Source organism: Vibrio japonicus, from assembly GCF_024582835.1.
Classification (GTDB): domain Bacteria; phylum Pseudomonadota; class Gammaproteobacteria; order Enterobacterales; family Vibrionaceae; genus Vibrio; species Vibrio japonicus.
The window spans coordinates 1512883-1525509 of the sequence record NZ_CP102096.1; the positions used below are offsets into that span (position 1 = coordinate 1512883).

The 12627-nt window shown below is 45.9% G+C and carries 13 protein-coding genes; 7 read left to right on the forward strand and 6 right to left on the reverse strand.

The annotated features are described in order from the left end of the window. Positions 1–24: 24 nt before the first annotated feature. From NP165_RS07175 to NP165_RS07195, 5 genes are read right to left on the reverse strand one after another with little or no spacing between them, the layout of a single operon-like run. The gene (locus NP165_RS07175) at positions 25–639 is read right to left on the reverse strand and encodes a histidine phosphatase family protein (protein ID WP_257083299.1); all 615 of its coding nucleotides are present in this window, start codon (positions 637–639) and stop codon (positions 25–27) included. A 35-nt stretch (positions 640–674) separates the two neighbouring features. Beyond that, positions 675–1223 carry a bifunctional adenosylcobinamide kinase/adenosylcobinamide-phosphate guanylyltransferase gene (gene cobU / locus NP165_RS07180; protein ID WP_257083300.1) on the reverse strand — a complete coding sequence of 183 codons (549 nt, stop codon included), beginning with the start codon at positions 1221–1223 and terminating at the stop codon, positions 675–677. 5 nt (positions 1224–1228) lie between these two features. Beyond that, a complete protein-coding gene (locus NP165_RS07185; RefSeq protein WP_257083301.1) occupies positions 1229–2002 on the reverse strand; it encodes an adenosylcobinamide-GDP ribazoletransferase in 774 nt (257 codons plus the stop codon). Beyond that, entirely contained in the window at positions 2002–3030 is a 1029-nt protein-coding gene (cobT, locus tag NP165_RS07190; RefSeq protein ID WP_257085560.1) for a nicotinate-nucleotide--dimethylbenzimidazole phosphoribosyltransferase, read from the reverse strand. The genes NP165_RS07185 and cobT overlap by 1 nt, the downstream gene beginning before the upstream one ends. Before the next feature lie 5 nt (positions 3031–3035). Next, complete coding sequence (locus tag NP165_RS07195) at positions 3036–3647, reverse strand: flavin reductase family protein (protein ID WP_257083302.1); 612 nt, start codon at positions 3645–3647, stop codon at positions 3036–3038. Between the two features lie 420 nt (positions 3648–4067). Between NP165_RS07195 and NP165_RS07200 the strand changes: the two genes are divergently transcribed. The 7 genes from NP165_RS07200 (at position 4068) to purT (ending at position 11607) form a co-directional block, all read left to right on the forward strand. Beyond that, a complete protein-coding gene (locus tag NP165_RS07200; RefSeq protein ID WP_371133664.1) occupies positions 4068–4754 on the forward strand; it encodes an NAD(P)H-binding protein in 687 nt (228 codons plus the stop codon). Positions 4755–4938: 184 nt separating this feature from the next. Continuing rightward, positions 4939–6312: an L-cystine transporter gene (locus tag NP165_RS07205; protein WP_257083303.1), complete on the forward strand. Its 1374-nt coding sequence runs from the start codon at positions 4939–4941 to the stop codon at positions 6310–6312. A gap of 139 nt (positions 6313–6451) precedes the next feature. Beyond that, the gene (gene sbcB / locus NP165_RS07210) at positions 6452–7876 is read left to right on the forward strand and encodes an exodeoxyribonuclease I (protein ID WP_257083304.1); all 1425 of its coding nucleotides are present in this window, start codon (positions 6452–6454) and stop codon (positions 7874–7876) included. 134 nt (positions 7877–8010) lie between these two features. Further along, a complete protein-coding gene (locus NP165_RS07215; RefSeq protein ID WP_257083305.1) occupies positions 8011–8376 on the forward strand; it encodes a CidA/LrgA family protein in 366 nt (121 codons plus the stop codon). Beyond that, the gene (locus NP165_RS07220; RefSeq protein WP_257083306.1) at positions 8376–9053 is read left to right on the forward strand and encodes an LrgB family protein; all 678 of its coding nucleotides are present in this window, start codon (positions 8376–8378) and stop codon (positions 9051–9053) included. The genes NP165_RS07215 and NP165_RS07220 overlap by 1 nt, the downstream gene beginning before the upstream one ends. Positions 9054–9313: 260 nt before the next feature. Further along, the gene (gene cdd / locus NP165_RS07225) at positions 9314–10201 is read left to right on the forward strand and encodes a cytidine deaminase (protein WP_257083307.1); all 888 of its coding nucleotides are present in this window, start codon (positions 9314–9316) and stop codon (positions 10199–10201) included. A gap of 230 nt (positions 10202–10431) precedes the next feature. Then, on the forward strand, positions 10432–11607 hold the full coding sequence (gene purT / locus NP165_RS07230; protein WP_257083308.1) for a formate-dependent phosphoribosylglycinamide formyltransferase: 1176 nt from the start codon (positions 10432–10434) through the stop codon (positions 11605–11607). A 60-nt stretch (positions 11608–11667) separates the two neighbouring features. On the opposite strand, the gene NP165_RS07235 is transcribed toward purT, so the two are convergent. Beyond that, on the reverse strand, positions 11668–12315 hold the full coding sequence (locus tag NP165_RS07235; protein WP_257083309.1) for a thiopurine S-methyltransferase: 648 nt from the start codon (positions 12313–12315) through the stop codon (positions 11668–11670). Positions 12316–12627 lie beyond the last annotated feature (312 nt).

The following is a 12627-nucleotide window of genomic DNA, read 5'->3' on the forward strand; positions in this document are numbered from 1 at the left end:
CGTTTGTGTTCCTTGCTGGACGACTTAACTAAGCGGAGCTGACACAGAGCAAACCCGCTTATAGGTCGTATCTGCTTTAATGATCTGAATGTGACTGATAGATTGGTGATTTATTTGTAACACCGAATAGAGTTCACTGCTTCGCCAATCTAAATGTAATAGTGTCGCTAATATCATTCTAATCGTACCACCATGACAAATAATCAATGTATCTTCTGCGACGCTATCTACAAATTGCTCCCAATATACTGATACTCTTGAGTTAAATAACTTCAAACTTTCCGCGTTTGGCAATGTGTTTGATGCCGGATCTTGCCAGAATTGTTCTAATTCCTGCCAACGGTGTCCGATGGTGTCAAAAGGCATTCCATCGAGATCACCAAAGTCCATTTCTTTAATGTCTTCGCAAATCTCAAGCGTCAGTTCAGGGCGAGCTTCAACCAACCTCTCCGCTAAGTGTCGACATCTTTTTAATGGCGAGCTGACGACCTTTTGTATCGCCCAATCTTTTTCCAGCAGTTGCGTACATATTTGGCATTGAACCTTATCGTCCACCACAATATCTGTTCGGCCATAGAGTGCAGGCTCACCGACTGTTTTCCCGTGCCGCAACAAATAGATATTCACTGTTTTAGTCATGCAACCCCTTCAACCGCACGCGTTAACTTCATTGTTTAATCGCATTCTTTAACTACATTTTTTAACTGCATAGGCAAGCCAGCCGCGACAAATGTGACCTGTTGCGCCACTTTCGCAATGGCTTGGTTCATCCATCCGGCGTGGTCGACAAACAATCTTGTCACTTCTCCCATAGGGACAATACCTAAGCCCACTTCGTTAGAGACAAGTACCACCGCAGCAGGTGAGCGTTGCAACGCAGAGACTAATTCCGTAACTTGCGATTGAATCTCGGACTCAGAAGCCGTCTCGCCATGATTAAAAATAATGTTGTTCATCCAGAGTGTAAGACAATCCACCAGCACAACATCGTTTTCGGTAAATCGGGAAATAAGAGCAGGCAATTGTGTAGGGCATTCGTGCTCTGTCCAACGATCGTCTCGCCTTTGCTGATGATGCTGAATTCGACTTTGCATTTCTTCATCGCATGCTTGGGCGGTCGCAACATAGTGGCGAGGACGTTGTTCACTGAGCTCTGTTACCACGGATTCTGCAAAACTGGACTTGCCTGAACGCGCGCCACCTAAAATCAGATGTACTGGCATAATTTCTATACTCCAAACCAAATAAGCATCACTAGATAGCTCAATAGCTCCATCAGTTGCTGAGCGGCTCCAAGACAATCTCCCGTAAATCCCCCTAACCTTAGGGTTAACCAACGGCGGAACACAAAACGAAAGCCTATCGCAACAATGATCAGAAATAGCATTAAGCCCGTATCTAACCAAAGTCCGGGGATAAGGCTTGTACCCATTAAGACAGAGAGCTCTAATTTGGATTGCTTATTGGCTAATGGTTTGCTCTTGCTTGTATCGGCCTCTGAGACATACGGCATGTCGTAGATGAGCGATGCCGCCACGCCTCGGCTAAGTACGTAAGCCGCAATGAGCGCACCCGCTAAATGGGTAAGCTGTGCTAGCTCGGACAAAAATAAAAACTTGCCGAGTAAGGCCATAACCAACGCACTTGCGCCATACGTCCCGATACGGCTGTCTTTCATTATGGCGAGGCGCTTTTCTACCGTCATGCCCCCGCCGATACCATCAGCCATGTCCGTCAGGCCGTCTTCATGGAACGCTCCCGTCAACATCAGGCTAAAGCACATGGTTAGAAAAACCGCCACATCTGTACTGAACGCCATACCCAGCGTCCGGTACGCCAGTGCACATATGGCACCGAGAACCAGCCCCACCAAAGCGAAATAGCGCCCTGCTTGATTCATTCGTTGTTCTGAATAAGGCGTATTGGCGGGAATTGGTATACGAGAGAAGAACCCCAATGCGAGCCAAAACAGCTCGAATTGATACTTAACCTTGGCCGGCATTACACCTTAACCCCAGCTTGTTCAAAACTCGCCATTGTGTTGTAAAACTCTGCCGCGGCTTGGATCAACGGTACCGCGAGCACTGCGCCAGTCCCTTCGCCCAGTCTGAGCGAGAGATCCAGCAATGGCTCTGCATTCATTTCTTCCAGCATGTACTTGTGCCCGGACTCGTGCGATTGGTGAGCAAAGATGAGATAGTCACGACATGTTGGATTGATTTTCGTAGCGACGAATGCGGCTGCGGTCGAGATAAAGCCATCCACCAAGACGGGCGTTTGACAATCGGCAGATTCAAGGTATGCGCCCACCATCTGCACAATTTCGAATCCACCCACTTCAGCCAGTACCTGCAATACGTCGTTCGAGTTGCATCGCGATACACCCTGTGCAACCAAGCGTGTTTTGAGCTCGAATTGCTCATCGCTAATGCCCGTTCCTCGTCCAACACATTGTTCGACTGGTCGATCTGTGATAGCCGCCAGAATCGCCGACGCGCTTGACGTGTTACCGATGCCCATTTCCCCGAACATTAACAAGTTACAGCCAGAATCCATCACCTGCTTGGCGATCTTTCTTCCAAGTGCGATGCCTTCTTCCACTTGCTCATGAGTCATTGCGGCTTGTTTCGCTAGGTTGTGGGTACGCTCACCAAGACGTTGGACAATAAAATCATCGCTGTCATGTTGCACAGGGATGAGTATTCCGCAGTCAACGACTTTGATAGCCACATTGTGACTGCGGCAAAAGCAGTTAACCGCCGCGCCTCCAGCAAGAAAATTCAGCACCATTTGTTGCGTCACAGCACTTGGTGCAATGCTGACACCCTCATCGGCAATACCGTGGTCACCAGCAAACACAATCACTGTAGGCTGATTTAGGGTAATTTGAGAGACCAACTTTCCCTGCTGATTGCTTTGAATCAGCGCCAGTTGATGGGCGATATTTTCAAGTTGCCCAAGTGCGCCCAGAGGTTTGGTTTTTTGATTGATACGATGCCAGATCGCGTCTGAATAGGATTGACTTAACATGGTCATTACTTAGGCCTTGCCACTGAAAAGGTTTTTTCTAACACCGCAAATTGGCTTCCGCCCAAGCGTGCCAAAGGGTTCACTTTTAATGCGTCAACAACCACACGATCGGAGCGTTCACCAATCACTGAAGGATCGATGTACAGTTCTTCAATCTGAGCAAAAATGAGCGTCTGAGGTGTCTCGCCGATTTCTTGCACTTCAAACAGCTTACAACCGAACGCAATCGGGCAATCTTTAATACGGGGCAGATCAAAGCCGTCAAAATCAACCAGTTCGATACCAGACGCCAGAACTTCAGATTCTCCGTGTTCCAATGTCGCGGCACTCTGTGTGACCACGTCAGCCAACGCTTCATTCGCGATGTGGATAACCATCTGACCCGTTTCTAGTACATTGCGTGTTGTATCTTTCACCTCTCCCGACGGCTTCTTACCCACTGATATCATCATCAAAGGAGGGTTGCTCGATACCGCAGTAAAGTAAGAAAACGGGGCTAAATTGTAGTTCTGCTCACCCGAATCAGTCAGCACCCATGCTATGGGGCGTGGAATAATGGTCTGAGTCATGAGGTGATAAATTTGCGTAGGCGCGAGTGTGCTGAGGTCGATATTCATTGCAAATCCTTTTTCTGACGATAAATCCGTTGGCTAAGTCTATCTTGAAATCAGAGGGTTAACACCTGCTTTATTCCAATCAGCAATAGTGGAATTGTCGAGTCTTACTTGAATTTGAGACAAAAAAGAGAAATGTGAAATTTTTCCCGTGCTCAGCCTATCCTTATTATTGAACACCTTTTTTTATTTTAACTCACTGATAAGGAGGGGCTCTTTTAAATTGAATCTGAAACACATCATTCTAACGATAGCGCTAAGTCGTAGTGAAGGAGGGTTGCTATGTTCGCTAACCAACAACCTATGAAGAAAAAGCAACAAGCTAGAAAGAAAAAACAACAAAAACCAAGTCAAAAAACACAAAAGCGTGTACCTTTATCTCTTACCTAACCTCAAACATGTAACAATCATTGGATATTTATAGTGACTAACAAGGGAAGTCTTGTCGTTATTACCGCTGGTGGTTCGGGCCTCATTGGTAACGAACTGATTAAACAGATGCTCGATGAAGCGCCTATTGAGCTTATATACGCGCTCAGCCGTCAAGATCTCCCTTTCAATCACACTAAATTGCAAGTCATTAAAGATGCGAAGCTAGAAATTAAACACTGGGATGAAGAGGCACTGACGCCCGAATATGGGTTCATTTCTCTCGGTACAACCAAAAAACAAGCAGGAAGTAATCAGGCTCTTGAGAAGGTCGATTTCGAGCTAGTCAGTCGAGTTGCCCAGCAAATGAAGGTCATTGGGGTTAAGAAGTTATGTGTCGTATCCAGTTTGGGAGCATCAGCCCACTCTCCTTCTCATTACCTACGCTGTAAAGGTAAAATGGAACTCGCGCTCGAACAAATGGGATTTGATAAACTCGTTTTTGTACGCCCCGGTCCTCTTGTTGGGATCAGAGACAATCCTCGTTCGGATGAGCAAATGGTACAGTCAGTACTTAGTGTCTTAAAGCCTTTAATGATAGGCTCACTGGCCAATTTTATCCCTATCCACGCTTCGGACGTCGCCAAAGCGATGCAATACAGTCTATTTCAAAACGGTAAGCAACGCGTCGTTATACTCAACAGCATCAACATGCGTGCTCTGCTGAAAAAATATCAATAAATAGAACACAAAAAATACCATTCGAGCACTATTTAACCGACAGAGGCCATTGATAACTTTTAGGAATAAGAAATTACTTTTAATCACTTCATAGTTCTATCAGTAATCATTATCTTCAGTTACCGAATTCAATTCTATTCAGCATTATTCCCTTAATGCGCCTATTTATTTTAAGGACTCCCACATGTCAGTCGCTGCTGTTGTATCGTTAGCGGTATTCGCAGGCATTCTCTTCTTGCTGTTCGGGCAACAACGAAAAGAGAATACGTTATCTCGCTTAGTACTCTTTGGTCTAGTGCTAGGTAGTGCTTTTGGTTTCGCTCTTCAGCTTATCTTCGGTGAAGGCAGCCCAGTTATTAACGAAACTCTAGAATGGGTGAACGTTGTTGGTCGCGGATACGTTGGCCTACTAAAAATGGTTATCATGCCATTAGTTCTTGTTTCTATGATCGCAGCGGTTGTGAAACTGGAAAAAGGCGGTTCACTTGGCAAGATTTCAGCACTGACCATTTCGATCTTACTTATCACGACTGCAATCTCAGCTATTGTCGCTATTTTTGTTACCCAAATGTTTGGTCTAACCGCAGAGGGACTAACCGAAGGTGCGCGTGAAACGGCACGTATCGCGGTACTAGAAAGCCGCGCAGGTACCGTTAGCGACCTAACAATCCCACAAATGCTGGTGAGCTTTATTCCAACGAACCCATTTGCAGATCTAACAGGCGCTCGTTCAACTTCGATTATTGCTGTTGTTATCTTTGGTGTTCTAACCGGTATTGCTGCTCGTAAAGTAATGGCTGAGAAAGAAGAACTAGAGAGTCCGATTCGCACATTTGTAGAAGCTGCTCAGTCTATCGTGATGCGCCTGGTTAAAATGATCATGGCACTGACGCCGTATGGTATTGCAGCGCTGATGGCAAAAGTTGTAGCAACATCAAGCGCAAGTGACATCCTGAATCTACTTGGTTTTATCGTCGCTTCATACGTAGCGATTGCACTTATGTTCGTTGTACACGGCGTTCTAGTGGCATTCTTCGGTGTTAACCCGAAAGAGTTCTTCCAAAAAATTATGCCAGTACTGACATTTGCCTTTACCTCTCGTAGCTCAGCGGCGTCTATTCCACTAAACGTTGAAGCACAAATCGAGAAGCTGAATGTTCCACCTGCTATTGCAAACCTATCTGCCTCTTTCGGTGCGACAATCGGCCAAAACGGTTGTGCAGGTATCTACCCTGCAATGCTAGCGGTCATGGTTGCGCCAATGGTTGGCATTGATCCAATGGAGATCAACTTTATCCTTTCACTTGTAGCCATCATCGTTGTGAGCTCATTTGGTATCGCTGGTGTAGGTGGCGGCGCAACATTCGCAGCGCTTATCGTACTCCCTGCGATGGGCTTACCTGTGACGATCGCAGCACTGCTTATCTCGATTGAACCACTTATCGACATGGCGCGCACGGCGTTGAACGTATCAGGCTCAATGACAGCAGGTATGATCACAAGCCGCATCATGGGCAAGAAAGCAACGGAAGAAGAGCTAGAAACGCAAAAAGCGTAAAAGCCTCACTCTTAGGAATGGTCGACGTCATGTCGGCCATTTTTTTATCACTCGGGCGAAGAATATTCCTTGTCGATTGCCTTGATGCAGCGGCAGTGGTCTAATACCTGAGTGAATTTCAAATACTTGGTAATAGAAAATGCTACAAGAGCACCAACCCACGTTTTTCTTTTTTGACTATGAAACTTGGGGAGTAAGCCCTGCTAAAGATCGTCCGTGTCAGTTTGCGGGTGTTCGCACCGATATGGACTTCAACATCATCGGCGAACCTCTTGTTATCTACTGCCAACCACCTTCGGATTATTTACCGTCTCCAGAAGCGGCACTGATCACCGGAATTACGCCTCAAACCGCAATCAGCAAAGGTCTATCCGAGCCAGAATTTATCGCAAAAATTCACGAGCAACTCGCGACACCCAATACCACTAGCCTTGGTTACAACAGCATCCGATTTGATGATGAAGTCACGCGCTACACCTGCTACCGCAACTTTATTGATCCGTATGCGTGGAGCTGGCAAAACGGAAATTCTCGTTGGGATTTGCTTGATGTTATGCGCGCTTGCCACGCATTGCGCCCAGACGGAGTCAACTGGCCTGAAAACGATGAAGGCTTCATTAGCTTTAAGCTAGAGCACCTTTCGGTTGCCAACGGCATTGAACACGAAAATGCGCACGACGCGATGGCCGATGTTATTGCAACAATCGAGATGGCAAAGAAGATCAAAGCGGCGCAACCTAAGCTGTTCGATTACTTCCTTAGCATGCGTCATAAACGCAAGTTGAATGAACTGATCGATATCGTCAATATGACACCGCTAATGCATGTTTCAGGCATGCTGGGAAGAGAGTGCAATTACACCAGTTGGATTGTGCCTGTTGCGTGGCACCCAACCAACAAGAATGCAGTCATTACCGTCGATCTTGCGAAAAACCCGCAACCTCTACTCGATTTAACAACGGAACAGATCCACGAGCGCCTATACACCAAGCACAGCGATCTGGACGAAGGTGAATTGCCTGTACCTGTTAAACTGGTTCACTTAAACAAGTGCCCTATTCTTGCCCCAGCTAAAACCCTGACCGCTGAGAATGCCGAGAAAATCGGTATCGATCGTGAGCAGTGCTTGAAGAACCTAGCAATACTGCGCCAGAACCCAGAGATTCGAGAGAAGCTAATCGGTCTCTACAGCATCGAACGCGAATACGAAAGCAACGATGATGTCGATACGCAGCTATATGACGGCTTTTTCTCCCCAGCAGACAAAGCGTCTATGGATATTATTCGCGAAACTGATCCAAACAATCTGGCGGCGCTAGATATTTCATTCAATGATCAGCGAATAGCACCACTCTTGTTCCGCTACCGTGCGCGACATTTCCCGCTCACACTAGATGAACATGAACAACAAAAATGGGCGAACCACTGCCGTGAATACTTCGAAAGTCGTATTGAAGATTACATGCTTAATTTGGAAAACTTAGTTCACGATTATGAGAGTGATGAAAAGAAGCTCGCTATTTTAAAATCGGTGTACCAATACGTACAAAAGCTAGTATCTTAATCATCAAACGCCTGCAGCCTACTGAGCCTTAACTCATTAAATAAACAAAAAGAGAGTAAGGCTCTAAACACCCTCAATTGGACCTTACGTTGTGAAAAATCAACGTATTTTTAATATTTGGACGACAACAACCTATGGCTAAAACTCTGCTTAAATACGTCGTATCTTTGGGGCTCATTGTCTTGTGCCTCATAGCAGGCATCAACTTACAACACCTTTTAGATACCTCAATCCCTGGAAGCATCATCGGTATGCTGATTCTATTTGCTTTAATGGTCAGTGGACTCGTTTCATCTGAATGGGTGAAAAGTGGCGCGACGCTACTCATCCGCTATATGGTGCTTTTATTTGTACCCATCAGTGTCGGTTTAATGGATCACTTTGATCTTCTCTTTGCTAATGCTCTCCCTATCTTAGCCAGTGCGATTGGCGGCACCTTATTGGTACTCGTCGCGCTAGGTCTGGTTTTGGATAGAATCTTAAAAGGAGGTGTAAAATAATGTGGTTACTAACGACTGTTGCTGTGTTTCTTGCCGCCCGCTGGTTATGCCAAAGGTTCAACTCTCCGCTAATGAATCCGCTCATCATCAGCCTACTAGTATTAATCCCTCTTTTAACCTATCTAAAGGTTCCTTTTGAAACTTACTATGCCGCAAACCAATGGCTAAACTACCTGTTGCAACCCGCCGTTGTGGCACTCGCCTATCCACTTTATGAGCAGTTCCCGCAGATACGAGCCAACTGGCGTATTATTGCCTTAGCTTGCGGTGTGGGAAGCGCAATGTCGATGCTCACCTCCAGTGTTATTGCCGTTTATATGCAGGCCGACATTACTCTGGTCGCCAGTTTATTAGGTAAATCGGTAACAACACCGATCGCCATGGAAGTCTCTAGTCATCTTGGTGGTGAGCCAGCCATCGCAGCCATTTTGGTTCTAACTGTGGGTTTGTTTGGCGCGATTGTCGCTTACCCTATCTACAATCTACTGAATATTACTCACCCAATCGCGAAAGGATTAACGATGGGGACGGTGTCCCATGCACTCGGTACAGCCGCTTGTGCAGAGCGAGACGGGCAAGACGCCGCATTCAGTTCGTTGGCGCTCGTTTTATGTGGTGTTATTACCTCTATCTTGGCACCATCATTCTTTGCTTTTGCTGTTTGGTTATCCGCTTAAAGACACAAAACAAGTGGCTATCGCCGTTAGACGAATTACGTTATTCGGCGTAGCTCACTCTATTTGATTATGTAATCGATATCATGTGTGAGCTCACTCTAACTATGAAATATGAAATTTAATTGCATTATTTAATGTGATCAAAGCCACAGTATTGTTTTGTGCTTACCATAAAATGAAATACCAGTATCGAGGTGGATTCACAGAAACTGTCAAGGATTCGCCAACGGTATCACTACATGTTTACACAAGGATCCAACATGAGAAGCCGCATTGAACAAGCGCTATCAGAAACGCCAAGCAACCTTGCAGAGTACTTATCGCCTATTTTGCTTGCCGACGACTTTGACGCGACTCTTTCTCCTGAGCAATTTAAAGAGTTACTCTCTATTTCTGGTCTACCGGATGATGAATTGCGCGTAGCACTGCTGCCTTTTGCTGCCGCCTATTCTTACGCACCAATATCCAACTTTTATGTAGGCGCGATTGTTCGTGGTTTATCTGGCCGACTTTACTTCGGTGCAAATGTCGAAATTTTGGGCGCGCAACTTGGGCAAACGGTCCACGCAGAGCAATCCGCCATTAGTCATGCATGGATGAAGGGTGAAGAAGGCATTTCAGATATCACCATTAACTTCAGCCCTTGTGGTCACTGCCGCCAGTTTATGAATGAGCTAACCACAGCACAAAGTCTGATCGTTCAATTGCCGCAACGCGATGAAATGACGCTACAAGAGTATTTACCGGAGTCCTTTGGTCCTGCTGATTTGGGTATCGAGTCTGGTTTAATGACACACGTGGATCATGGCAAAACCACTGAAGAATCCGATCAACTCGTCTTAGATGCACTGAAAGGCTTAAACAAAAGCCACGCACCGTACACGCACAATTTAAGCGGTGTAAGCATCAAAACCAAACAAGGCAAAGTGTATTTAGGCGCGTATGCAGAAAACGCGGCCTTCAACCCAAGCCTTCCTCCACTGCAAGTCGCACTCATTCAACTGCTTATGGATGGGAAGTCTTTAGATGCGATAGACACTGTTGCTCTGGCAGAAATGGCCGACGGTAGCATCAGCCACCTTGCGGACACTCAGGCCACCCTTGAAGCAATCAATCCAGACATTCCACTTGCTTATTTAGCCGTCTAAGATTCAAACCAGCGAGATTATTACGAAAAGTCCTGTTGAACAACGGGACTTTTTCTTATCAACATCAACTCATATATCAGCAATCCCCTTGCAAAAAATACGCTTATTTACATCCCGATGTTCTAAGCGACACATTTGCATTTCTAATTTTGCGCAAACGTTTGCTTTTGCCGTTTTAATCAGTATGATCTGGCCCGTATTCAATATCTGCGCTAATGAAAAGGTAAAATATGTTTGGTTCGGCTACTCGTAAAAATGCAACACGTGTTCTGCTTCTGGGCTCTGGTGAATTGGGTAAAGAAGTGGCTATAGAATGTCAACGCCTTGGCTTAGAAGTCATCGCGTGTGATAGATATGACTTCGCGCCTGCCATGCAAGTGGCGCACCGCAGCTACACATTAGACATGTTGGATGGTGACGCGCTGCAAGCAATCATCGAAAAAGAACAACCCGATTATGTCGTACCTGAAATCGAAGCCATTGCTACAGACAAGCTGGTTGAGCTTGAAGCACAAGGTTTAAATGTTGTTCCAACAGCGAAAGCGACCAAACTCACCATGAACCGTGAAGGTATTCGTAGACTGGCAGCAGAAGAGTTGCAACTTACTACCTCACCTTACCGCTTTGCAGACAACTACGCTGACTTTACCTCTGCAATCGAAGAAGTAGGCATCCCTTGCGTTTGTAAGCCTGTCATGAGTTCTTCAGGCAAAGGCCAAAGCGTCATTAAAACTGCAGATGATGTCGAAAAAGCATGGAATTATGCGCAAGAAGGCGGCAGAACTGGCGCAGGTCGCGTTATCGTAGAAGGCTTTATCGACTTTGACTACGAAATTACGCTGCTAACGGTTCGAGCTGTTGACGGCATTCATTTCTGTGCGCCGATTGGGCATCGTCAAGAAGATGGTGACTACCGTGAGTCTTGGCAGCCACAAGTAATGTCAGATGCGGCACTACAAGCGGCTCAGGATGCAGCAGGTAAAGTGGTTAACGCACTAGGCGGTTACGGTATCTTTGGTGTGGAACTGTTCGTAAAAGGCGATACTGTTATCTTCAACGAAGTATCCCCTCGCCCGCACGATACTGGTTTAGTCACTCTGATGTCGCAAGATAGCTCTGAATTCGCGCTGCATGTCCGCGCATTTACTGGCTTGCCAATATCTGGAATTACTCAATACGGCCCAGCCGCTTCTGCTGTGATTCTTGGTCAAGGGACGTCAGAAGATATTCGTTTTGAAGGGATGGAACTGGCATTGGCGCAGCCGCAGACTCAGTTACGTTTGTTTGGTAAGCCGGATATCGACGGTCGCCGCCGACTTGGCGTTGCCATTACTCGCCGTGAATCCATCGAACAAGCAGTAGCTGACGCAGTCAATAGCGCTGGAAAAGTAAAAGTGCTCTACTGATCGCCAAACTGCCGCACAAAAAAGGCTTGGTCATTCCAAGCCTTTTTCATCGTCAGCGGATTATGATTCAATGAGATACACTTCTTCAGCGAATCGCGATAATCCTTTTTTGGCTATTTTCGGATGTTGTTCATCCGCTTCATCTCGATTCAGCCTAGTGATTTTAAACTCACCAAACAGACGATTCACTTCCTGCTCTGTAACAGCAAATGGAGGACCAGACATCTCTTCCTGAATATAATCCAGCGTGACCAAAAGAATTCGGCCTCCCGGTTTCAGCAACGACTTAATGCGAAATGCATATTCCTCACGCATCACTTCAGGCAACGCAACCAAAGCAGCGCGATCATAAATAATATCGGCGGACTGAACTGGCGCGGTAAAGAAATCACCCGCATAAATCGATAGCTCATCAAACTGATAGAGTTCATGTTGCCCATTAATCGATGTCACCATTGGCGTATAAAAATGCTCAGCAAAGAAGGCTCGTACAGCAATTTTACTCAGCTCTACGCCTTGCACCTCTTCGTGTTTGGTGGCTAGCCAAATTAAGTCTTCAGATTTCCCGCAAAGCGGAACAAGCACTTTGTCTTCGTAGCTAGGATTGGTTTCTTTCCAATACTCGATGAGCAGAGGGTTCACATCCTCAAGGTGAAAACCAATCTGATTGCTTGCCCACTTTCCGTGCCAAAATTCTGGATCTCTCATACTATTCTCAGGTCTAACTTTAATATGCCATAGACTATACGAAAGCGGCGCTTATTGGTATCCCACGGCCATAACCAACTATTTTCACCTCAACGATATACCTTAACTCGCTATTCATAACGGGTTCAGATTGGCTCGCTATACTCATGAACATACGCCAAATAAGGATTCACGAAATACGATATTCGTTGATTGGGAGCTTGATCCAAGATTTGAAAAGTATGGGGAAAATCAAATTGGAATCTGACATTTAGCCCCCACTATCTAGTAAAGATAAGTAGGACTTAGTTGAAACCTTTTTCGACACCTTTT